The organism is Roseateles sp. GW823-FHT07B05 (genome assembly GCF_058794515.1).
The window spans coordinates 103346-124992 of record NZ_JBXAGX010000013.1 but is presented as its reverse complement, the minus strand read 5'-3'; the positions used below and the strand labels follow the sequence as shown (position 1 = coordinate 124992).

At 67.3% G+C, this 21647-nt stretch carries 19 protein-coding genes and 1 other RNA gene; 10 read left to right on the top strand and 10 right to left on the bottom strand.

The features are described 5' to 3' along the window. Position 1 precedes the first annotated feature (1 nt). From AC1Q7O_RS22740 to ompA, 10 genes are all read right to left on the bottom strand, one after another. Complete coding sequence (locus tag AC1Q7O_RS22740; RefSeq protein ID WP_492662358.1) at positions 2-2599, bottom strand: hypothetical protein; 2598 nt, start codon at positions 2597-2599, stop codon at positions 2-4. A 9-nt stretch (positions 2600-2608) separates the two neighbouring features. Next, complete coding sequence (locus AC1Q7O_RS22735) at positions 2609-2797, bottom strand: hypothetical protein (protein WP_492662357.1); 189 nt, start codon at positions 2795-2797, stop codon at positions 2609-2611. A 59-nt stretch (positions 2798-2856) separates the two neighbouring features. Beyond that, entirely contained in the window at positions 2857-3201 is a 345-nt protein-coding gene (locus AC1Q7O_RS22730; RefSeq protein WP_492662356.1) for a hypothetical protein, read from the bottom strand. A gap of 50 nt (positions 3202-3251) precedes the next feature. Continuing rightward, positions 3252-3446: a helix-turn-helix transcriptional regulator gene (locus AC1Q7O_RS22725; protein WP_492662749.1), complete on the bottom strand. Its 195-nt coding sequence runs from the start codon at positions 3444-3446 to the stop codon at positions 3252-3254. 175 nt (positions 3447-3621) lie between these two features. Beyond that, the gene (locus AC1Q7O_RS22720; RefSeq protein ID WP_492662354.1) at positions 3622-4305 is read right to left on the bottom strand and encodes a hypothetical protein; all 684 of its coding nucleotides are present in this window, start codon (positions 4303-4305) and stop codon (positions 3622-3624) included. A 981-nt stretch (positions 4306-5286) separates the two neighbouring features. Beyond that, on the bottom strand, positions 5287-6591 hold the full coding sequence (locus AC1Q7O_RS22715; RefSeq protein WP_492662353.1) for a tyrosine-type recombinase/integrase: 1305 nt from the start codon (positions 6589-6591) through the stop codon (positions 5287-5289). A gap of 197 nt (positions 6592-6788) precedes the next feature. Beyond that, positions 6789-7161, bottom strand: a transfer-messenger RNA (tmRNA) gene (ssrA, locus tag AC1Q7O_RS22710). Positions 7162-7174: 13 nt separating this feature from the next. Next, positions 7175-7813, bottom strand: coding sequence for an HAD-IA family hydrolase (locus AC1Q7O_RS22705; protein ID WP_492662748.1), 639 nt, complete (start codon positions 7811-7813; stop codon positions 7175-7177). Positions 7814-7848: 35 nt separating this feature from the next. Further along, positions 7849-8553: a bifunctional 2-polyprenyl-6-hydroxyphenol methylase/3-demethylubiquinol 3-O-methyltransferase UbiG gene (gene ubiG / locus AC1Q7O_RS22700; protein ID WP_492662351.1), complete on the bottom strand. Its 705-nt coding sequence runs from the start codon at positions 8551-8553 to the stop codon at positions 7849-7851. Between the two features lie 80 nt (positions 8554-8633). Further along, positions 8634-9293: an outer membrane protein OmpA gene (gene ompA, locus AC1Q7O_RS22695; RefSeq protein WP_492662350.1), complete on the bottom strand. Its 660-nt coding sequence runs from the start codon at positions 9291-9293 to the stop codon at positions 8634-8636. A 263-nt stretch (positions 9294-9556) separates the two neighbouring features. On the opposite strand from ompA, the gene gyrA reads away from it, so the two are divergent. The 10 genes from gyrA to lapB all read left to right on the top strand — a co-directional run bounded on the left by gyrA (position 9557) and on the right by lapB (position 21645). Continuing rightward, positions 9557-12202 (top strand): DNA gyrase subunit A, encoded by a 2646-nt coding sequence (gene gyrA, locus AC1Q7O_RS22690; protein WP_492662349.1) that lies wholly within the window; start codon positions 9557-9559, stop codon positions 12200-12202. 1 nt (position 12203) lies between these two features. Further along, positions 12204-12794, top strand: a complete 591-nt coding sequence (locus AC1Q7O_RS22685) for a DUF2059 domain-containing protein (protein ID WP_492662348.1) — start codon at positions 12204-12206, stop codon at positions 12792-12794. A gap of 10 nt (positions 12795-12804) precedes the next feature. Continuing rightward, positions 12805-13896, top strand: coding sequence for a 3-phosphoserine/phosphohydroxythreonine transaminase (serC, locus tag AC1Q7O_RS22680; protein WP_492662347.1), 1092 nt, complete (start codon positions 12805-12807; stop codon positions 13894-13896). Then, positions 13889-14986, top strand: a complete 1098-nt coding sequence (gene pheA, locus AC1Q7O_RS22675) for a prephenate dehydratase (RefSeq protein ID WP_492662346.1) — start codon at positions 13889-13891, stop codon at positions 14984-14986. The genes serC and pheA overlap by 8 nt, the downstream gene beginning before the upstream one ends. A 2-nt stretch (positions 14987-14988) precedes the next feature. Further along, positions 14989-15885, top strand: coding sequence for a prephenate dehydrogenase (locus AC1Q7O_RS22670; RefSeq protein WP_492662345.1), 897 nt, complete (start codon positions 14989-14991; stop codon positions 15883-15885). Continuing rightward, positions 15885-17885, top strand: coding sequence for a bifunctional 3-phosphoshikimate 1-carboxyvinyltransferase/cytidylate kinase (locus AC1Q7O_RS22665; protein WP_492662344.1), 2001 nt, complete (start codon positions 15885-15887; stop codon positions 17883-17885). The genes AC1Q7O_RS22670 and AC1Q7O_RS22665 overlap by 1 nt, the downstream gene beginning before the upstream one ends. Before the next feature lie 185 nt (positions 17886-18070). Continuing rightward, positions 18071-19783, top strand: a complete 1713-nt coding sequence (gene rpsA / locus AC1Q7O_RS22660; RefSeq protein ID WP_492662343.1) for a 30S ribosomal protein S1 — start codon at positions 18071-18073, stop codon at positions 19781-19783. A 117-nt stretch (positions 19784-19900) separates the two neighbouring features. Then, positions 19901-20200, top strand: a complete 300-nt coding sequence (locus tag AC1Q7O_RS22655) for an integration host factor subunit beta (RefSeq protein WP_056202110.1) — start codon at positions 19901-19903, stop codon at positions 20198-20200. A gap of 16 nt (positions 20201-20216) precedes the next feature. After that, positions 20217-20513, top strand: coding sequence for a LapA family protein (locus tag AC1Q7O_RS22650; RefSeq protein ID WP_492662342.1), 297 nt, complete (start codon positions 20217-20219; stop codon positions 20511-20513). Then, positions 20503-21645 carry a lipopolysaccharide assembly protein LapB gene (lapB, locus tag AC1Q7O_RS22645; RefSeq protein ID WP_492662341.1) on the top strand — a complete coding sequence of 381 codons (1143 nt, stop codon included), beginning with the start codon at positions 20503-20505 and terminating at the stop codon, positions 21643-21645. The genes AC1Q7O_RS22650 and lapB overlap by 11 nt, the downstream gene beginning before the upstream one ends. Positions 21646-21647 lie beyond the last annotated feature (2 nt).

Below are 21647 nucleotides of genomic sequence, written 5' to 3'. Positions count from 1 at the left end.
CTCAACCCACCGTCCGGTTGCGCACGCGCTGCGCGATGGCGCGCACGAGCTCATCGCCCTGCCGGCCCTTGAGCATCCGCTCAAAGCTGCGGCTGTCCAGTGCGTTGATGTTGAAGGTCCCACCACCGCCGCCACCATTGCCGAGGCCGCCCTGCAGGTGCAGGTCGCCGAGCATGCGGATCGTGTCGGCGTGCTTGGACGGCAGCATCATCTCGTTGGAGTGAGCTTGCACGAGCGGGTTCATGCCCTTTGGAATGTCGAAGCCGCCCTCGGCACTGAAGATGTTTTTCGCGAAGGCGATTGCGCCGGCCAGCGCCACGCCAGCGGCCACGGGCGCGAGCACGGGACCGACGTAAGGGATGGCAGCAATCGCGGCATATGCACCGGCCGCAGCCTGATAGGCGCGCATCGCGATCACGCTGAGGCTAACGCTGCCTTCGATGGCCACCTTCTCCGCGCCGGCCGTGGCGCTGGCCGCCACCTCTTGTTGCCCGAACAGCCACGCCATGGCCACCTTGCGCGCGCCACCAGCAATCCAGGCGGCCATGGGCTTGGTGACCAGCTCGGTGACCATGGTGCTGCCGATCTGGCGGGCCACGTCACGGATACCTGCTGAGGTCAACCGGAAGCGGGCAACCATGCTGTCCAGCCCCTGCTGAATGGCCTGCTGGCTGGCGCCGAAGATGCTGTCCAGCGGGCCGCCCTGCTGTACTTTCCGCTGCTCCTTGCTGTTGTCCTCGCTGAGACCCCGGTAGCGGCGCTTGATCGCAGCGATCTCGGATTGCAGTGCCTCAACTCGGACGGGATCATTGATCCCGCCCTTCTCTGCATCCAACTCAGCCAGCTTGGCCGCCAGCTCGATCTCGCGCCGTTGCTCGATGGTGCGTGCGCGGATCTCCAGCAGTTGCTGTTGGTTGATGAGCCCGAGTGCGCGCTGAAGCTCGGCGGCACGCTCTTCGTCGGCAATGGTCTCTAGGCGCTCCTGCGTCCCGATGCCGCGACGGATGTTGTCGATCTCCCGGAGTTTGGCTTCATGGTCGCGCTTCATCTGAAGCTGGCCGCGCAGGGCCTGCTGATACTCGCGGCTGTCCAGGCCGTACATCCGGCCGACGGTCTCCACGTAGGAGGCCATCAGGCTTGACTGCTCGGCGAAGTCGTTGCGGGCCGCTTCAATGGCCACCTGCTTTTCAGCAAGCATCGCGGCGGCGGCCTGGCGCCGGATGGCCGTGTTAGCGGCGTGAACCTTCGATTCGACAGCCAGTCGCTCCTTCGCCGACAGGTCAGCCCGCTCAAGGATGCCGCTCCAGTAACGGGACTCATCACTGAGGCTCATCTCGATGAAGGCGCCCTGCTCCGCCTTCATCGCGGCGAACACCTCCTTCTGCTTGGCGAGCGCGTTGCTCCATTCGGGCACGCGGTTCTGATCACCACCGCCGCCCGTGAAGGTCTTGCCGCCTGGCGGTTTGTTGTCGATGGGAGTCTGTCCCGAGAAAAGCTGAATGATCTTCTCCCGCGCCTTGACGCTGGAGTCGGCAATGTCATTCCATGCGGCGCTCCACCGCTGGCCGATGCGGTCGGGCCAGGTCATCATGATTTCGGTCGCGCCCTTGAAGTCGCCCTGCACGATGCGATACAGCGCCGTGCCGAGGGACAGCAGCGGCTCAGAGATCGTGAAGACGAAGCTGTCGAGCACCTGCCAAACAGCATTGACGCCGTTCTGCAGCGCCCAGAAGGTGGCCACCAGGCCGCCCACGGCGCCCTTAATGACCGTGACGGCCGCCGGGCCGATGCTGACGAACCACTCGCCGAGCTGGGTGAGCATCGGCAGCACGGCGTCACCGATGGCCTTCTTCACCGCCAGCAGCACGTCGCCAACGTCGTTGAGCACGGCGCGATAACGCTTGGTCGCTTCGACGTTCTCCACGCCGACAACTAGACCAAGCTCGGCCTGCTTGTTCTTGGCCTCTTCCACGGCCGCCGCGTTGAGCTTCAGCAGCTTGGAGACGTCGTCAGCACCCTTGCCAAACGCCGTCTGCAGGGCCAACGTCCGGTCGGTGCCTTCACGGTAGCCGTTCACCACCGTGATGGTGTCCAGCATCAGATCCTTCATGTTGCGGAGGTTGCCGCTGGCGTCACGGGTCTTGATGCCCATGCCGGTCAGCGCTGCCTCGTTGGTGCGCAGCTGCTTGGCCAGCTTGTCAGCCGCGCCGATCATGGCGTCTGCATCGGCGTACACATCGCCGAGCGCGACATTGAGCGCCGCCGCCTCGGTCGTGTTGATGCCGAGGGCGCGGGAAAGGGCCATGGCTTCCTTCGTGAAATCGACCGTCGCGGAGACGGCCTCTTTCAGCACGGCGCCGCCGGCCAGCACAGCGGCAAGCGCGATGAAGCGGCTCTGAACCGCTTCGATGATGCCGCCCACGCTGCCCAGATGCCCCTTGACTTGGCCCTGCATGCCGGACACGCCAGAGGCGATGCCGGCGAACGAAGTCTTCACGCCATCGGCCGCAGCCCGGACGCGGCCGGCAAAGGAATCCACCTCGGCTTTCGCCTGCGAGGCATTGGCCAGAATCTCGATTCGTGCTTGTTGGTCAGCCATCGCGTTGCCTTAGTGGACGGTGCCGCCAGCGGCGGCGAAGTTGGCAACGAAGTCCCGCAGAGCGGCGTCTTCGTTCTCCGGAGTCAGAGGCTCCGGCTCGGTCTGAGGCTCAATGCCAAGGTAGGCCTGCACCATTTGCTGAAGAGGCGGAGAGCGCCGCCACTGCCGCTGCAGGGCGGCGTAGCGATGCAAATCCATGTGGGTCTCGACGTACTCCCAAGACCAGCCAAGCCGGCACACCAGCTCGGCGGTCGCGTCTACCCAAGGGAAGCTCCAGATGGGCTCTCCGCCTTCAGCTCCCCCGGCCGGGCCTGCGGCACGCTCATGGTGAGCAGCTGCTGAAACAGCTCGGGTGCGTTGTCCCAGTCCAGCGAGTCCGCGAGCAGCTCGCGGGCGAGGTCGGGATAGTTGCGCTGGAAGCCGATCAGCAGCACGTCGACGAAGGCGTTCTGCAGTTCGACGGGATCATTGATCTCCTGCTCGACGATGCGCCGCAGCAGCTCTTTGGAGCGCTCGAAGCCGCCAAAGCTCAGGCGCGGCAGCACGTAGACGGCGCCGGAGAGCGACACGTCGATGCCCTTGAATGGGGGCGGGTTGCTCATGATGGGATGCTCAAGGTTGAGCGCCTGGCGGCGCGGGGCGTGGAAGGGCGTCAGGACGCCGAGGGCTGGGGGGCCTGGGGCGTGGTCGCGTCTGCAATGCGGTCTTGGACCCACTGCAGCACGGCCGATTCCGGCCAGGCCACACAGCGCGGCGTCACCTGCACGCAGCGCGGGAACTCGGCGCGCTTCATGAGCAGGTAGAGCGTGGACTTTTTGAGGCCCGTTGCTGCCTCCACGTCGGGCAATCTCAGCAGGCGATCACGCCTTACCTGCGGGCGGCTTTCGGCAACTACGTGCATGGCGATTCACTCGCTTCCATCAAGGTCCCGAGGGACGATGACGGAACCATAGTTACGCCGCTGCCTGTCCAGCTAGCCAGACAGTGGACAGGCAGCGTACAGCGCCGCCCCTCGACTGCGTTTAGGCGGCGCGCCGCACGATGCCACCGCCTTGGTGCCGAATGGATTTACGCGCTTTGCTGAGCTGCTGCTTGATGTTGCTCGCTGAGCACGACAGCGCCGCGCCCAGCTCCTCCTGCAGGCTCTCACTGCTGCGGCCGGGGTCAGTCTTCTTCCCGGCGCTGAAGCACGCCAGCAATGCGCCCTGTTGCTCAGCTGTCCAGGCATCCCCAGGGCGGCGGCGCTCTAACGCCGCCGGCAGCTTGGAAGCCGCCAGCGGCGCGCCCCGCACGGCATCGGTCGACGTGGCCAGCACTTCGTCAAGCAGCAGCCCCATACGGCAATAGCCACGCGCCCCTTTTGCCGCAATCTCCAGAAGCACCGGCTCAGAAGCCATGCGGCCGAGCGTCTGCACGATTCCCGACCGGCCGACGATGGCGGGTCTTGCAGGCTCGATCACTGCTGCAGGGCGAGCGCCTCGCTGCGAGCGGTCACCCGGCGCGCGGTCTAGCCAGTCTTCCGCCACATCAGCTAACCACTCTGACCTGGGGGGCACCAGTGCAGCCGGTAGCCACACACACTGCTCGGCGTCGACGGCCTGTCCCATGCCGTCTAGCTCCACGACGACCAACCGGCCGGCCTCCACCATCGGAGCGAGATGCAAACATGCCGAGCCGGGAGGCCAGTGGTTCAGCTCCGCAAGCATGCGAACTGCAGCCGCCAGCGAGACGGCCTCCCGGCCCTTGTCGCCGGGGTGCACTGGCGCCAAGAAGTGCCGGCGCTGATTCGCCACCGCGTCTGCATCGTGTCCCATCTACCCCCCGTTGCACCCCGAACGTGATGCCACGCCGCCAGCGGGGTACCGGCATGCCCTTGGGGATCAATCAAAGGTGGCGTGACGCTCGCATTGTCGTCAGCGGCGGACCGGCCGCAAGCCGGCGCGCGCTGCAGCAACGACCGCTGTCGAGTAGAACGACACGCAGGCTGGGCGGACGCCGGGGAACCTTTTTCGCGGCGATTTTCCTAGGGCGCGCGCTGCCGTCCAGCACCAGGGGCGGACGCGCTTTGAGCAAGCGGCAGCGTTCAGTTTCTATGAACCCTACCCGGCCCCTCGCTCCGGGCGCCGCTTGCCGCGTCGACGGGGTGAACTGAACCGACTTAACTCGCCTGCGGTTCAGTAACTCCACTAGGCCATAACCGCAGGATGCGCGAGGCCCGAATTACCCGCAGGTGCCACCCCCCCGGGGAGGACCCATGAAGTTCAAGGGGGTCCGGCGGTCGACGACCGGACCGAGGCGTCCGGCGGCCGGCCAAGCGGGCAACCGGCTAGAGCTGGGGCTGAGTGAACCGAAGTGAACCTAAGCAATAGCTTTAGTTAACTGTCCCCGTGTCCCCGTTCTGTCCCCGCCTCTGTCCCCGCCTGCCCTTGGCGCCTAGCCGCTGCCCGGCAACCCGCATGGCTATTGGGATCTCGGCCGATTTCAAGGCTCGCCAGCCGCCCTTGTCCCCGCGTCCCCGCCGCCAGCGCGCGCCCGCAGCCCATCGCACGGGGCCAAAGCCCGGCGGCCTTCTCCTTCTGGCGCTCGAATCTGTCCAGATCAGCGCGAATAGATTCCCGCCCGCGCCCCGCCGCGCGCGCAGCAAAAAGGGGCCGGCTGGCCCCTTGTCGTGTTGCTTGCTGCCGTCGTCAGGCAGCGCGGCCAGGCATCGGCACAACCTCGGCGCCTTGCCTCAAACGGTCCAGGTAGTCCGCCCACGCCTGCATCATCACGATGCGCTGATCCACGTACTGGGTGCGGTTGTAGGCCCGGCCCAGGGCATCCGCCACCGCGTGGGCCAACTGCGCTTCGATGACCTCGGGCGCCACGTTCAGGCGCTCGGCGAGCATCGTCCGCGCCATCGCCCGGAAGCCGTGCGCGGTCATCTGGTCATTGCCATAGCCCAAGCGGCGCAGGGCTGATCGCACTGTGTTCTCGCTCATGCAGCGCTGGCCAGACGTGAGCGCAGGAAAGACGTAGCGCCCCTCACCCGTCAGCGCCTGCAGCCCCTGAAGCAGCGCGACCGCCTGGCGGGCCAAGGGCACCAGGTGAGGCGGGCCGTCCGCCTTGTCAGCCTTCGTGCGCTTCATCACCTCGCCCGGCACGGTGAGCGTTGCCGCTTCCAGATCGACCCACGCCCATTGCATGTGCCGCAGCTCACCAGGGCGCAGCAGCAGCAGCGGTGACAGCAGCAGCGCGGCGCGCGTCACCGCGTGGCCGGAGTAGTCGGCCGCGACGCGCAGCAGCTTTGCCACCTCGGCCGGTTCGGTCAGGGCGGCATGGTGGCGGGCCTGCACCGGCCGCAGAGCGTCCCGCAGATCGGCGGCCGGGTTGCGAGCGCAGGCGCCTATGGCAATGCCATAGCGGAAGACCTGGCCGCAAGCGTCCTTCACGCGGTGCGCGGTTTCGATGGCGCCACGCGCTTCAATGCGGCGCAGCGCGGCCAGCAGCTCGGGCGCGTCGACCTCGGCCAGCGGGCGCCGGCCGATCCACGGGAAGGCGTCTTGTTCCAGGCGGATGCGCGTGCGTTCGTGATGCCCCTCGCTCACCTTCGCGGCATGCACCGTGGCCAGCCATTCCCGCGCCACCGCTTCAAACGATCCAGCGGGCGGAAATCCGGCCCCGTGCAGCGCTCTGGCCTTGACAGCATCCGCCTGGGCCGCCTTGTCGGCCTTGCGCACGCTGCTGGGGTCGGTGCCGCTGGCCACCTGCCGGCGCGCTTCGTCCCGCTTGGCCCGCGCCTGGGCCAGCGACGTGTCAGGGTAGGTGCCAAGCGACAGCATGCGTTCCTTGCCGTCCAGCCAGTACCGCAGGCGCCACCAGCCGGCGCCGGTCGGCCGCACATCGAGCACCAGGCCGGCGCCGTCGCTCACCTTGCGGGGCTTGCCCTCGGCCGTGGCCGCCTTGAGAGCCGCCCGAATCGCCTTGTCCGTCAGCAGGTCGCTTGCCGCCATCTCGCCCCCTAGCCCGGCACCTCACCGGGTAACTCTGCGGGGATGTTACCCGGGTAGCCCGAGTTACCCGGAAAGTTACCCGGCGAGATGCCGGAAGGTGGCGCACTTACCCGGACGTTGACGGACAAAGAAAAAGGCCTAAGTCGTTGATTGACTTAGGCCTTTTGGACTTCAGCGCACCTCGCTGAACTCTGAGATGGTGGAGCCGGGGGGAATTGAACCCCCGTCCGCAAGCCATCACCGGGCAGATCTACATGCTTAGCCGGCTGATTTGAATCTCACGGTCAACTCGCGCAGTGGCACGCTAGCTTTTCCGCCAGTCACTTGATCTCACGCCCAACCGAGTGACCCGGTCAGACGCCAGCCGATGTGAGTGACTTCTCAGCCTTGCCCCTTGCGGAACTCAGCCCGGCCCATCGGCCTGCCGTTGAGAAGCTCATCCGCAATTAAGCGGCGAGTGCGAACGTAGAGTCGTTTGCAGTTACTTTGTTTCCAGTGGTTTTACGAGCGGACTGGTGCTCGGCATGCCCTACTCCGGATCCGCACCCACGTCGAAACCAGGTCGGCCCCAGAACCGCATAGTTTAGGCCAGACCGAGCCGCTTCAAGAGGTCGCCTGGCACATTCAGTTCCAGATCCGCGCCCCAGTCGCCGTGGCGCGCCTGCGGACCGAGATAGCCCCAGGCCGCCACCGCGGTGGCCATGCCGGCCGCACGGCCGGCCATCACGTCGCGCTCGTCGTCGCCGACGTACAGGCAGGCCTGCGGCTCCACACCCAGGCGGCGCGCGGCCTCCAGCAATGGCGCCGGGTGCGGCTTGGCATGGCCGGTGGTGTCGCCTCCCACGACGACCGCCGCGCCCAGCCGCAGCGCGGCCGTCAGCGGCAGTGCGAAGCGCTCGGCCTTGTTCGTCACGATGCCCCACGCCAGGCCCACCTCGGCAAGCCCGGCCAGCTCCGCCACGATGCCGGGAAACGGCTGCGTGCTGTCGTACATCAGGCCCTCGTAGCGATCGAGGAACTCGCGCTTGAGGTCGTCATAGCCCGGCTGCCCGGGCACCACGGCGAAGGCCTGGCCCAGCATGCCGCGCGCGCCCGAGCCGCCGTGTGGCCGGTACTGCGCCAGCGGCAGCGGCGCCAACCCGCGCTCGGCGCGCATGGCGTTGGCCGCGCGCGCGAGGTCTTCCGCACTGTCGATCAGCGTGCCATCGAGGTCGAAAAGCACCGCACGCAGATGCGCCCAGCGCGGTGCCAACCGCCTCACAGCGGGCGCCGGCAGGCGATCAGGTAGTTGACGTCGGTGTCGCTGCCCAGGCTGTAGCGCTGGGTCAGCGGGTTGTACGTCAGGCCTCGGCTGGACTGCAGCTCCAGGTCGGCGTCGCGGCAGAACTGCGCCAGTTCCGACGGTTTCAGGAAGCGTGCGTACTCGTGCGTGCCCTTGGGCAGCATGTTCAACACGTATTCCGCGCCAACGATGGCCAGCAGGAAGGACTTGGCGTTGCGGTTCAGCGTCGACAGGAACACCCAGCCACCCGGCTTGACCAGCGTCGCCAAGGCACGCACGACGGAGGCCGGGTCCGGCACATGCTCCAGCATCTCCATACAGGTCACGGCGTCGAAGCTCGCGGGCTGCTCGGCGGCCAGCGCCTCGACGGCGATCTCGCGGTACTCCACGCCCTCGGTGCCGGCCTCCATCGCGTGCAGTTCGGCCACGCGCAACGGCTTGGTCGACAGGTCGATGCCCAGCACCTGGGCGCCGGCGCGTGCCATGGAGTCGCTGAGGATGCCGCCGCCGCAGCCCACGTCCACGACGCGCTTGCCGGCCAGCGGGCACAGCTGCTGGATCCAGCCCAGGCGCAGCGGGTTGATCTGGTGCAGCGGCTTGAAGTCGCTCTCGGGGTCCCACCAGCGGTGGGCCAGCTCACCGAACTTGGCGAGTTCTTGCGGGTCGGCGTTGATCGTCATGACAGCAGATGCAGAAAAAGGAAAAGCCCCGACGGACGGGCCGTGCGGGGCTTTGCGCAAAGCGCCCGAAGGCGCAGAGCTTACTTGTTGCGCGTACCGACGACTTCGATCTCGGTGCGGCGGTTCTTGGCGCGGCCTTCGGCGGTCTTGTTGTCGGCCACGGGCTGCTTCTCGCCCTTGCCTTCGGTGTAGACGCGGTTCGGCTCGACGCCCTTGTTCACCAGGTAGGCCTTGACGGCTTCCGAGCGACGGATCGACAGCTTCTGGTTGTACTCATCGCTGCCCACCGAGTCGGTGTGGCCAACGGCGATGATGACTTCCAGGTTGATGCCCTTGGTCTTGCCGACCAGGTCATCCAGCTTGGCGGTGGCTTCGGGCTTCAGCGTCGACTTGTCGAAGTCGAAGAAGGCGTCAGCAGCGAAGGTGACCTTCTCGCTGACCGGAGCCGGAGGCGGCGGGGGAACCGGCTTCGGAGGAGCGGGCGGTGCGACCGGCGGCTGGGCGGGCGGTGCGGGGGGAGCGGCCGGCTTTTCTGCGGGCTTGATTTCACCGTCGCAGCCCTTGGCGGCCGTGGCGGGGGTCCAGAAATTGTTGCGCCAGCAGTATTCGTTGGTGCCGTTCTTCCAGACGGTGCCGTCGGTTGCGCGCCAGTTGTCGATGGTCTGTGCCGATGCGCCAGATGCAGCAACAGCGACCGCAGCCACCGCAAACAGCGACGCCACGCGATTCAGTTTCTTCATGATTCTCCTCTCAAGGAATGCCGCAGTTGCCCTGCGAGAGTCAGTACTCGAACCTCTAACCTTAGGAGACGCTTTAGGGTTTCTCCTAGGGACTCGACGATTGTGCCATGTGGGCACCGAGACCTACGCATTGTGGCGGCCTACGTTCATGGGCACGGTGACGATGTTGCGCTGCTGCTACAGGGTGGCGCGGCCCTTAGAATTCACGCCTTTCACCTACCTCCAAGGACGTCGCGCCCGTGTAGGCGCGCGTCACGCCGCGCATGACCCAGTTCGCCAAGGAAACCCTGCCGATCAGCCTTGAGGAGGAGATGCGTCGCTCCTACCTCGATTACGCGATGAGCGTGATCGTGGGGCGGGCGTTGCCCGATGCGCGGGACGGCCTGAAGCCGGTGCATCGCCGCGTGCTGTACGCGATGAACGAGATGGGCAACACCTACAACGCCAAGTACCGCAAGTCGGCACAGGCGGTGGGTGAGACGATGGGTAAATACCACCCGCACGGCGACTCGGCGATTTACGACACCATCGTCCGCATGGCGCAGCCTTTCAGCCTGCGCCACATGCTGATCGACGGTCAGGGCAACTTCGGTTCTATCGACGGCGATAACGCCGCGGCGATGCGATACACCGAAATCCGCCTCGACAAAATCGCCCACGAAATGCTGGCCGACATCGACAAGGAAACTGTCGATTTCGGGCCCAATTACGACGGCAGCCATAAGGAACCGCTGGTCCTGCCGACCCGTTTGCCGAATCTGCTGGTGAACGGCTCGGCCGGTATTGCCGTGGGTATGGCGACGAATATCCCGCCGCACAACCTGAACGAAGTGGTCGACGCCTGCCTGTTCGCGCTGCGCAAGCCGGACTGCACGGTCGACGAGCTGATGGAGATCATCCCGGCGCCCGACTTCCCGACCGCCGGCATCATCTACGGCCTGGCTGGCGTGCGCGACGGCTACCGCACGGGCCGCGGCCGCGTGGTGATGCGCGCCAAGGTGCACTTCGAGGACATCGACAAGGGCAACCGCCAGGCGATCATCGTTGACGAGATCCCCTATCAGGTCAACAAGAAGAGCCTGCTTGAGCGCATCGCCGAGCTGGTGCACGAGAAGAAGATCGAGGGCATCAGCCACATCCAGGACGAGTCGGACAAGTCGGGCATGCGCGTCGTCATCGAGCTCAAGCGCGGTGAAGTCCCCGAGGTGGTGCTGAACAACCTCTACAAGCAGACCCAGCTGCAGGACAGCTTCGGCATGAACATGGTCGCCCTCGTGGATGGCCAGCCCAAGCTGTGCAATCTGCGCGACATGGTCATCGTGTTCCTGGAGCACCGCCGCGAGGTGGTGACCCGCCGCACGATCTTTGAGCTGCGCAAGGCGCGCGAGCGCGGCCACGTGCTGGAAGGCCTGGCGGTCGCGCTGGCCAACATCGACGAGTTCATCGAGACCATCAAGACCTCGCCGACGCCGCCGGTCGCCAAGGCGGCGCTGATGGCCAAGAGCTGGGACTCGTCGCTGGTGCGCGAAATGCTGACGCGCACCGACGGTGGCGGCCAGGCCTACCGCCCGGAAGGCCTCGAAGCCCAATTCGGCATGCAGCCGGACGGCCTCTATCGCCTGTCCGAAGCGCAGGCCGGCGAGATCCTGCAGATGCGTCTGCAGCGCCTGACCGGCCTGGAGCAGGACAAGATCGTCGGCGAGTACAAGGACGTGATGGCCGAGATCGCCGACCTGCTGGACATCCTGGCCACGCCGTCGCGCGTGACGACCATCATTGGCGACGAGCTGACGCAGCTGAAGACCGAGTTCGGCCAGACCAAGCTGGGCGCCCGCCGCTCGGTCATCGAGCACAACGCCCAGGAGCTGGGCACCGAAGACCTGATCACGCCGACCGACATGGTCGTGACGCTGTCGCACACCGGCTACATCAAGAGCCAGGCGCTCAGCGAATACCGCTCGCAGCGCCGCGGCGGCCGCGGCAAACAGGCCACGGCGACGAAGGACGACGACTGGATCGACCAGCTCTTCATCGCCAACACGCACGACTGGCTGTTGTGCTTCTCCGACCGCGGCCGCGTCTACTGGCTCAAGGTCTGGGAAGTGCCGCAGGGCTCGCGCAACTCGCGCGGCAAGCCCATCGTCAACATGTTCCCGCTGCAGGCCGGCGAGAAGATCACCGTCGTGCTGGCGCTGACCGGCGAGTTCCGCGTCTTCCCTGAAGATCATTTCATCTTCATGGCCACCGCGATGGGCACGGTCAAGAAGACGTCGCTGAAGGACTTCAGCAACCCGCGCAAGGCCGGCATCATCGCCGTCGACCTGGACGAGGGCGACCACCTGATCGGCGCCGCGCTGACCGACGGCCGCCACGACGTGATGCTGTTCAGCGACGGCGGCAAGGCCGTGCGCTTCGACGAGGACGACGTGCGCCCGATGGGCCGCACCGCCCGCGGTGTGCGCGGCATGATGCTCGAGCCCGATCAGCGCCTGATCGCGATGCTGGTGGCGGAGGACGAGACGCAGAGCGTGCTGACTGCCACCGAGAACGGCTACGGCAAGCGCACCAGCATCGTCGAGTACACCCGCCATGGCCGCGGCACCAAGGGCATGATCGCCATCCAGCAGAGCGAGCGCAACGGCCGCGTCGTCGCCGCGACGCTGGTGCGTCCGGAGGACGAGATCATGCTGATCACCGACAAGGGCGTGCTGGTGCGCACCCGTGTCGGCGAGATCCGTGAACTGGGCCGCGCCACGCAAGGCGTGACCCTGATCGCGCTGGACGACGGCGCCAAGCTGTCGGGCCTGCAGCGCATCGTCGAGAACGATGCCAACGAAGCCGATGCCGCCGCCGATGGCGGCGACAGCAATGACAACAGCGGCGACACCCCTGAAGCTCCCAAGGACTGACATGATTTCTCGCAAGCTGGGCCTGGCCCCTCTCGTGGCCGTGACCCTGGCGCTGGCCGCCGGCTCCGTGCTGGCCCAACCCTCCGCATCCAAGAAGGCGTTGATCGACAAGATCGTCGCGCTGCAGCAGCAGGGCCTGGCCGACGGCCTGGCCGGCAGCATCGTGCAGGGACCGCTGCCGCAGCTGATGCAGGCCGGCCGCGCCGCGCTGCAGCAGGTGCCTGCCGAAAAGCGCGAGGCCACGGCCAAGGCCATGGACGCCGAGCTGAAGAAATTCGTCGAGGAGAACGTGCCCTACCTGAAGGACAAGATCTCCAAGGCCGTGCCCAACACGGCTTCGGCGCTGCTGGACGAACGCTTCAACGAGGACGAACTGAAGCAGATCCTTGCCTGGGCAGAATCGCCGGTCAGCCAGAAATTCGGCATGCTCAGCGTCGAACTGCAGAAGGCCGTCGCGCAGAAGGTGATGGCCGAGGCCGGCCCAACGCTGGAAGGCCGCCTGAAGACGCTGCAGGGCAACCTGGCCAAGCAGCTGGGCATCCAGCCGCCCGCCGCTGCCTCCAAGCCCGCCGCCCCCGCGCCCAAGAAGTAACCCACCCTCGATGACCTCATCCCGCCCGTTCAATTTCGCCCCCGGTCCCGCCACCCTGCCCGAGCCTGTGCTGCGCCAGGTGGCCGCCGAGATGCTGGACTGGCACGGCAGCGGCATGAGCGTCATGGAGATGAGCCACCGCGGCAAGGAGTTCGGCAGCATCCTGGAGGCCGCCGAACGCGACCTGCGCGAGTTGCTGGCCGTGCCGGCGAACGTCCGCATCCTGTTCATGCAGGGCGGCGGGCTGGGCGAGAACGCCATCGTGCCGATGAACCTCAGCCGCGGCGGCAAGGTGGACGTCGTCGTCACCGGCTCGTGGTCCCGCAAGAGCGCGGCCGAGGCGCGCCGCTACGCCGATGTGCAGATCGCCGCCGACATCGGCACCGGCCACAAGATCCCGACCGACTGGGCGCTGCGTGACGACGCGGCCTACGTGCACGTCTGCACCAACGAGACCATCGACGGCGTCGAGTTCCACGAGCTGCCGCGGCTCGCCAACGGCGTGCCGCTGGTCATCGACGTGTCGTCCCACGTGCTGTCCCGCACTATCGACTGGAGCCGCGTCGGCCTGGCCTTCGGCGGCGCGCAGAAGAACATCGGCCCGGCCGGCATGACGATGGTGTTCGTGCGCGACGACCTGCTGGGCCGCGCGCTGGACATCTGCCCCTCGGCCTTCAACTACGAGACCGTGGCGGCCAACCAGTCCATGTTCAACACGCCGCCGACGTTCGCGATCTACGTCGCCGGCCTGGTGTTCCAGTGGATCAAGGGGCTGGACTACGCCGGCAAGCGGGGCCTCGCGGCCATCGAGCAGCGCAACATCGACAAGGCCGCCCTGCTCTACGGCGCGCTGGATGCGTCCGGCCTCTACGAGAACCGCGTCGACCCGAGCTGCCGCTCGCGCATGAACGTGCCGTTCCTGCTGAAGGACGAGAAGCTCAACGACGCCTTCCTCGCCGAGGCCAAGGCCGCCGGCCTGCTCTCGCTGAAGGGGCACAAGTCGGTCGGCGGCATGCGCGCCTCCATCTACAACGCGATGCCGCTGGAAGGCGTGCAGGCGCTGGTCAGCTTCATGAAGCAGTTCGAGGCCCGTCATGGTTGAACCCGTCGCCTCACAGGCGCTGCTGGCGCTGCGCGATCAGATCGACGGACTGGACAAGCAACTGCTGGCGCTGTTGAACCAGCGCGCACACGTCGCCGAGCAGGTGGGCGAGATCAAGCGCGCCGAAGGCACGCCGTTCTTCCGCCCCGACCGCGTCGCGCAGGTCATCGAGAAGATCCGCGCCGCCAACCCCGGCCCGCTGAAGGGCGAGCATGTGGCGGCCATCTGGCGCGAGATCATGTCCGCCTGCCTGGCGCTGGAGTCGCCGCAGCGCGTCGCCGTGCTGGGCCCCGTCGGCACCTTCTGCGAGCAGGCCGCCATCGAGTACTTCGGTGGCGCGGCCGACATGACGTACTGCGCCAACTTCGACGAGGTCTTCCACGCGACGGCCTCGGGCAGCGCGCAGTTCGGCGTCGTCGGCGTCGAGAACATGACCGAGGGCGTCGTCACGCGCTCGCTGGACCTGTTCCTGCACACGCCCTGCCATGTGGTCGGCGAAGTCAGCCTGCTGATCCGCCACAACCTGATGCGCAAGGAGCCGTCCATGCACGGCATCGAGGCCGTGCTGGCGCATCCGCAGGCGCTGGCGCAATGCCAGAACTGGCTGAACAAGCACCTGCCCGACGTCGAGCGCCGCGCGGTGTCCAGCAACGCCGAGGGCTCGCGCCTGGCCGCCACCAACCCGGCCTGGGCCGCGCTGGGCAGCGAGCGCGCGTCGACGCTGTTCGGCCTGCACATCACCGCGCACGCCATCCAGGACGAGGCCTACAACCGCACGCGCTTCGCCGTCATCTGCCTGCCGCAGACGATGGCCACGCCGCCCGCCACCGGGCGTGACTGCACCAGCCTCGTCGTCTCCGTGCCCAACCGCCCGGGCGCGATGCATGACCTGCTGGTGCCGCTGAAGACGCACGGCGTGTCCATGACGCGCCTGGAGTCCCGCCCGGCCCGCACCGGCCAGTGGGACTACTACTTCTACATCGACCTCGACGGCCACCCCAGCCAGCCCAACGTCGCGGCCGCACTCGCGGAACTGCGCGAGAACTGCGCCTTCTTCAAGATGCTGGGCGCCTACCCAGTCAAGAACTGACCATGTTCCAGCAACTCGGCGTCATCGGATGCGGCCTGATGGGCGGCAGCTTCGCGCTGGCGATGAAGAAGGCCGGCCTGGTCAAGCGCGTCGTCGGCTACAGCAAGTCGCCGTCCACCACCAAGCAGGCCAAGAAGCTGGGCGTCATCGACGTCGCCGCCGAGTCGGCGCTGCTGGCCGTGTCGGGCTCGGACATCGTGCTGATCGCCGTGCCGGTGTCGGCCACCGAGGCCACGCTGAAGGCCATCCGCCACCTCGTGAACCCCGGCGTGCTGTTCATGGACGTCGGCTCGACGAAGTGCGACGTCATCGAAGCCGCACGCCGCGCGCTGGGTGAGCGCGCGGCCAGCTTCGTGCCCTGCCACCCCATCGCCGGCAAGGAGTCGGGCGGCGTGCAGCACGCCGAGGCGACGCTGTACGAAGGCCGCCAGGTCATCCTGACGCCGCAGCCGTTCACGAACCCGCAACTGGTGCAGTTGGCCACCGACGTGTGGTCCGCGCTGGGCTGCACCGTGCTGAAGATGCGGCCGCACAACCACGACGCCGCGTTTGCCGCCGTCAGCCACCTGCCCCACCTGCTGGCCTTCGCCTACTTCCAGGCCATCGCCGAGCAGCCCGCCGCGCGCGACTACCTGAGCCTCGCCGGCCCGGGCTTCCGCGACTTCACGCGCATCGCCGCCGGCGAGCCTGGCGTCTGGCGCGACATCCTGCTGGCCAACAAGCACGAGGTACTGGCGCAGTCCAAGCGCTTCCGCACGATGCTGGACCAGCTCGAAGCCCTCATCGAAGCCGGCGACGCTGCCGCGCTCGAAGCCGCACTGCGGCCCATCGCCGAAGGCCGCTCGGCCTGGAACCTGTCTTCCCCTGCTGTCCCTCCCGGCCGCCCTCCGGCTAAGTGATGTTCAAGATCCCCTTCCTCGACTTGCCGCCGCTGCGCGGTGCCGCGGGCACGGTGCGCCTGCCCGGCTCCAAGAGCATTTCCAACCGCGTGCTGCTGCTGGCGGCGCTCAGCGAGGGCAAGACCTTTGTGCGCGACCTGCTGGCGTCGGACGACACGGCCGTCATGCTGGAGTCGCTGCGCACGCTGGGCTGTGGCGTCTGGCGCGAGGGCGACGCGGTCGTCATCGACGGCCTGGGCGGCAAGCTCCGCGCCAAGGAGGCCAAGCTGTTCCTCGGCAATGCTGGCACGGCGATGCGCCCGCTGACGGCTGCACTCGCCTTGCTGGCCGCCACGCAAGGCGGCAGCTTCGAGGTGTCGGGCGTGCCGCGCATGCACGAGCGCCCCATCGGCGACTTGGTCGACGCGCTGCGCGGCCTGGGCTGCGAGATCGACGACCTGGGCAACCCCGGCTACCCGCCGCTGCGCCTGCGCGGCCCGTCCGCCCTGGCGCTGGACACGCCGGTGCGCGTGCGCGGCGATGTGTCCAGCCAGTTCCTGACGGCGCTGCTGCTGGCGCTGCCGCTCGTGGCCGAGCGCAGCATCCGCATCGAAGTCATCGGCGAGCTGATCTCCAAGCCCTACATCGAGATCACGCTGGCGCTGCTGGCGCGCTTCGGCATCGCCGTGCAGCGTGAAGGCTGGGCCGCGTTCGTCATCCCGGCCGGCAGCCGCTACGTTTCGCCGGGCGAGGTGTTCGTCGAGGGCGACGCGTCCTCGGCGTCGTACTTCGTCGGCCTGGGCGCCATTGCGGGCTCCGACACGCCCATCCGCATCGAAGGCGTCGGCAGCGAATCGCTGCAGGGCGACGTGCGCTTCATCGAGGCCGCCGCCGCGATGGGCGCCGACGTGAAGGCCGGCCCGAACTGGCTGGAGGTCAAGCGAGGCGCCTGGCCGCTCAAGGGCCTGACGCTGGACTGCAACCACATCCCCGACGCCGCCATGACGCTGACCGTCATGGCGCTGTACGCCGACGGCCCGACGACGCTGACCAACATCGCCAGCTGGCGCGTGAAGGAAACCGACCGCATCGCCGCGATGGCCACCGAGCTGCGCAAGCTGGGCGCGACGGTGGACGAAGGACCGGACTGGATCCGCGTCGAGCCGCTGAAGGACTGGCAGGCCGCGGCCATCCACACCTACGACGACCACCGCGTCGCGATGTGCTTCTCGCTGGCGGCCTTCAATGGCCTCGTCACCGACGCCGCCAAGCCCGTCCGCATCCTGGAGCCGCACTGCGTCGCCAAGACCTTCCCGGACTATTTCGAGACGCTGTTCGGCGTCGTCAGCGTCGATGCCGCCGACGTGCCCGTCATCACCATCGACGGCCCGACCGCCTCTGGCAAAGGCACGCTGGCCGACGAGGTGGGCAAGCTGCTGGGCTTCAACGTGCTGGATTCCGGCGCGCTGTACCGCGTGACCGGGCTGGCGGCCCGCCGCGCCGGGCTGGACCTGGACGACGGCGACGCAGTCGCCGCCATCGTGCCGACGCTGCAGTTGCGCTTCGCAGACGGGCAAGTCTTCCTGGGCCAGGAAGACGTCAGCGCCCGGCTGCGCGCCGAGGCCACCGGGCTGCTGGCGTCGCAGGTGGCCGTGCACCCGCAGGTGCGCCGCGCGCTGCACCAGCTGCAGCTGGACTTCCGCCGCCTGCCGGGGCTGGTCGCCGACGGCCGCGACATGGGCACGGCCATCTTCCCGGACGCCGCGCTGAAGGTGTTCCTGACCGCCAGCGCCGCCACGCGCGCCGAGCGTCGGTATAAGCAATTGATTTCCAAGGGTATTTCGGCTAATATCGATGGCTTGCGTGAAGATTTAGAGGCTCGGGACGAGAGGGACAAGAACCGCTCGACCTCACCTCTGGAACCCGCGCAAGACGCGCAACTGCTCGACAACTCGGCGCTGACCATCGAAGCCTCGGTGGACCAGATGCTGGCTTGGTGGCAGCAGCGCAGGCCCTTCTGAACTGAACCGCAGAGAGGCCACGGCCCGCCGGCCAGCATCGGGCGCCCGCCCGATTGCCATGAGCGACGCAAGTCGCCTGGCTTGTGACGAGCAACGCAAGTTGCTCGGCCGGTGATGTCAACAACCTAACCCCGCAGGCTCGCCTGCAACGCGCGCCGTCCCACGGCGCATCAGGATCAACCAACATGTCCCAAACCCAAACCGCCTCTTTCGGCATGGAATCCTTTGCCGCGATGTTCGAGGAGTCGCTGCAGCGCTCCGACATGCGCGCCGGTGAAGTGATCTCGGCCGAAGTCGTTCGTGTCGAACACAACTTCGTCGTCGTCAACGCCGGCCTCAAGTCCGAAGCGTATGTGCCCATCGACGAGTTCAAGAACGACCAAGGCGAACTGGAAGTCCAGGTCGGCGACTTCGTCTCCGTCGCCATCGACGCCATCGAAAACGGCTACGGCGACACCATCCTGTCGCGCGACAAGGCCAAGCGCCTGGCCTCGTGGCTGAGCCTCGAAACGGCCCTGGAGTCCGGCGACTTCGTGACCGGCACCGTCTCCGGCAAGGTCAAGGGCGGCCTGACCGTCCTGGTCAACGGCATCCGCGCCTTCCTGCCGGGTTCGCTGCTGGACACCCGCCCGGTGAAGGACATGAGCCCGTTCGAGGGCAAGACCATGGAATTCAAGGTCATCAAGCTCGACCGCAAGCGCAACAACGTTGTGCTGTCGCGTCGTGCCGTGGTGGAAGCCTCCATGGGTGAAGAGCGCGCCAAGCTGCTCGAGACGCTGTCCGAAGGCGCCATCGTCAACGGCGTGGTCAAGAACATCACCGAATACGGTGCGTTCGTCGACCTGGGCGGCATCGACGGCCTGCTGCACATCACCGACATGGCCTGGCGCCGTGTCCGTCACCCGAGCGAAGTGGTGACGGTCGGCCAGGAACTGACGGCCAAGGTCCTGAAGTTCGACGCCGAGAAGAACCGCGTCTCCCTGGGCATCAAGCAGCTGGGCGATGACCCGTGGTTCGGCGTGGCCCGCCGCTACCCGACCGGCACGCGCCTGTTCGGCAAGGTCACGAACATCGCCGACTACGGCGCGTTCGTCGAGATCGAGCCGGGCATCGAAGGCCTGGTGCACGTCTCCGAGATGGACTGGACCAACAAGAACATCGCCCCCAGCAAGCTGGTCACGCTGGGCGACGAAGTCGAAGTCATGGTCCTGGAAATCGACGAAGACAAGCGCCGCATCAGCCTGGGCATGAAGCAGTGCAAGGCCAACCCGTGGGAAGAGTTCGCCGAGAACGTCAAGCGCGGCGACAAGGTCAAGGGTCCGGTCAAGTCCATCACCGACTTCGGCGTGTTCGTGGGCCTGGCCCAGGGCATCGACGGTCTGGTGCACCTGTCCGACCTGTCTTGGGACGAGTCCGGCGAAACCGCCGTTCGCAACTTCAAGAAGGGCCAGGAAGTCGAAGCCGTCGTGCTGGCCGTGGACGTCGAGCGCGAGCGCATCTCGCTGGGCATCAAGCAGCTGGACAGCGACCCGTTCACCGCCTTCACCACGATCAACGACCGTGGCGCCTCGGTGACCGGCAAGGTCAAGACCGTCGACCCGCGCGGCGCCGAGATCGAGCTGGCTGACGGCGTGATGGCCTACCTGCGCGCTTCGGAAATCTCCCGCGACCGCGTGGAAGACGCCCGCAATGTGCTGAAGGACGGCGACGAAGTCACCGCCATCATCGTCAACGTGGATCGCAAGACCCGCAACATCCAGCTGTCGATCAAGGCCAAGGACAACGCCGACCAACAGGAAGCCATGCAGCGCCTGAGCCAGTCGAACGAGCGTGAAACCGCCGGCACGACCAGCCTGGGCGCCCTGCTGCGCGCCAAGCTGGACAACCAGGGCAACTAAGCTCCCGGTTGACCACCCGGCCTGAAGCATTTCGCTGAAGGCCGGGTATGCTCCCTACAGGCTCGCCGGCCTCGCCAGCGGGCCTGTTTCAATTCAGAACCACAAAAGCCGTCTCGCATGACCCGCTCCGACCTCGTTGCCGTCCTCGCCGAACGATTTGGCCAACTGACCCAGCGCGACACCGAGTTCGCGGTCAAGACCATCCTCGACGCGATGAGCGACGCGCTGGCGCGCGGCCACCGCATCGAGATCCGCGGCTTCGGCAGCTTCTCCATCAGCCGCCGCCCGCCCCGCGTGGGCCGCAACCCGCGCAGCGGCGAGCAGGTCATGATCCCCGAGAAGCTGGCGCCCCATTTCAAGCCGGGCAAGGCCTTGCGCGAGGCAGTCGACAAGCATCTGCCGGTGACCGACGCCTGAGCCAGAATCCGGGGCCATGCGCACCTTCGTCTGGCTCCTGCGGGCCCTGCTTTTCTTCACGCTGTTCGCCTTCGCGTTGAACAACAGCCACGAGTCTGTCGTCCGCTGGTTCTTCGGGCACGAATGGCGCGCCCCCCAGGTCATCATCGTGCTGCTGGCCTTCGGTCTCGGCGCCGCATTCGGCGTGCTGGCTATGGTGCCCGCCTGGTGGCACCACCGCCGCGCCGCACAGCGCCTGGAGCCGCCCGCCGCCCCCACTCCCGCGCCCGAGGCGCCTGCCGTTCCCTACGCCGCCCACCAAGATGGAGTTTGATCCGCGCTGGCTGCTGTTCGTCCTGCCCGTCGTCTTCGTGCTCGGCTGGCTGGCCTCGAAGCTCGACTCCAAGCAGTGGAAGCTGGAGCAGCGTGAGTCGCCCAAGGCCTACTTCAAGGGGCTGAACCTGCTGCTGAACGAGCAGCAGGACAAGGCCATCGACGCCTTCATCGAAGCCGTCCAGAACGACCCCGACACGTCCGAGCTGCACTTCGCGCTGGGCAGCCTGTTCCGCCGCCGTGGCGAGACCGAGCGCGCCGTGCGCGTGCATGAGCACCTGATCCGCCGCGGCGACCTCGCCAAGGCCGACCGCGACCGCGCCCAGCACGAGCTGGCGCAGGACTTCTTCAAGGCCGGCCTGTTCGACCGCGCCGAGGCCGCCTACGCGGAGCTGCGCGGCACCGCCTTCGAGCGCGAGGCGCGCCTGGCGCTGCTGTCGCTGTACGAGCGTTCGCGCGACTGGGCCAAGGCTGCCGAGGTGGCCGCCGAGCTGGAGGCCGCGGGCACCGGCTCGTTCTCGGGCCGCATCGCGCATTACCTGTGCGAGCAGGCGCTCGTCGCGCAGTCGCAAGGCCATGCCGACCTGGCGCCCGAGCTGCTGGACCAGGCCCAGCGCCGCGCGCCCGAGGCCGCGCGGGCCTACGTGCTGCAAGGCCAATTGCTGCTCAAAGCCGGCCAGCACGACGCGGCGCTGGCCGCGTTCACGAAGCTGCTGGCCGTGAACCCACCGGCCTTCAACCTCGTGGCCGCCGACTGCGCCGCCGCCGCCAAGGCCCTGGGCCAGCCCGAGCGCGCCATCGCGATGCTCACGGAGCAGTACCAGCGCGCGCCCAGCATGCACCTGCTGCGCGCACTGGCGACCCTGCAGCCCGAGCCGCAGCGCGAGCGCCTGGCCGCCCACCTGCGCGAGCAGCCGGCACTGTCGGCCGCGACGGACCTGCTCAAGCTCAACGCCGCCGCGCTGCCCGCCGACGAGGCCGGTCCGCTGGTGCAGACGCTGGAGAAGGCCACCAAACCGCTGCTGCGCTACCGCTGCGCGGCCTGCGGTTTCGAAGCGGCGCACTATTTCTGGCAATGTCCCGGCTGCCTGAACTGGGACAGCTACCCGCCCCGTCACGTCGAAGAGCTTTGAAC

Bases quoted from the DNA above. Each gene is read 5' to 3' on its own strand.
- AC1Q7O_RS22650 (WP_492662342.1), top strand. From the start codon at position 20,217: ATGCGCACCTTCGTCTGGCTCCTGCGGGCCCTGCTTTTCTTCACGCTG.
- AC1Q7O_RS22720 (WP_492662354.1), bottom strand. From the start codon at position 4,305: ATGCTTGCGGAGCTGAACCACTGGCCTCCCGGCTCGGCATGTTTGCAT.
- pheA (WP_492662346.1), top strand. From the start codon at position 13,889: ATGGTTGAACCCGTCGCCTCACAGGCGCTGCTGGCGCTGCGCGATCAG.
- gyrA (WP_492662349.1), top strand. From the start codon at position 9,557: ATGACCCAGTTCGCCAAGGAAACCCTGCCGATCAGCCTTGAGGAGGAG.
- AC1Q7O_RS22730 (WP_492662356.1), bottom strand. From the start codon at position 3,201: ATGAGCAACCCGCCCCCATTCAAGGGCATCGACGTGTCGCTCTCCGGC.
- AC1Q7O_RS22685 (WP_492662348.1), top strand. From the start codon at position 12,204: ATGATTTCTCGCAAGCTGGGCCTGGCCCCTCTCGTGGCCGTGACCCTG.
- rpsA (WP_492662343.1), top strand. From the start codon at position 18,071: ATGTCCCAAACCCAAACCGCCTCTTTCGGCATGGAATCCTTTGCCGCG.
- lapB (WP_492662341.1), top strand. From the start codon at position 20,503: ATGGAGTTTGATCCGCGCTGGCTGCTGTTCGTCCTGCCCGTCGTCTTC.
- ompA (WP_492662350.1), bottom strand. From the start codon at position 9,293: ATGAAGAAACTGAATCGCGTGGCGTCGCTGTTTGCGGTGGCTGCGGTC.
- AC1Q7O_RS22665 (WP_492662344.1), top strand. From the start codon at position 15,885: ATGTTCAAGATCCCCTTCCTCGACTTGCCGCCGCTGCGCGGTGCCGCG.
- AC1Q7O_RS22735 (WP_492662357.1), bottom strand. From the start codon at position 2,797: ATGGATTTGCATCGCTACGCCGCCCTGCAGCGGCAGTGGCGGCGCTCT.
- ubiG (WP_492662351.1), bottom strand. From the start codon at position 8,553: ATGACGATCAACGCCGACCCGCAAGAACTCGCCAAGTTCGGTGAGCTG.
- AC1Q7O_RS22740 (WP_492662358.1), bottom strand. From the start codon at position 2,599: ATGGCTGACCAACAAGCACGAATCGAGATTCTGGCCAATGCCTCGCAG.
- AC1Q7O_RS22670 (WP_492662345.1), top strand. From the start codon at position 14,989: ATGTTCCAGCAACTCGGCGTCATCGGATGCGGCCTGATGGGCGGCAGC.
- AC1Q7O_RS22715 (WP_492662353.1), bottom strand. From the start codon at position 6,591: ATGGCGGCAAGCGACCTGCTGACGGACAAGGCGATTCGGGCGGCTCTC.
- serC (WP_492662347.1), top strand. From the start codon at position 12,805: ATGACCTCATCCCGCCCGTTCAATTTCGCCCCCGGTCCCGCCACCCTG.
- AC1Q7O_RS22655 (WP_056202110.1), top strand. From the start codon at position 19,901: ATGACCCGCTCCGACCTCGTTGCCGTCCTCGCCGAACGATTTGGCCAA.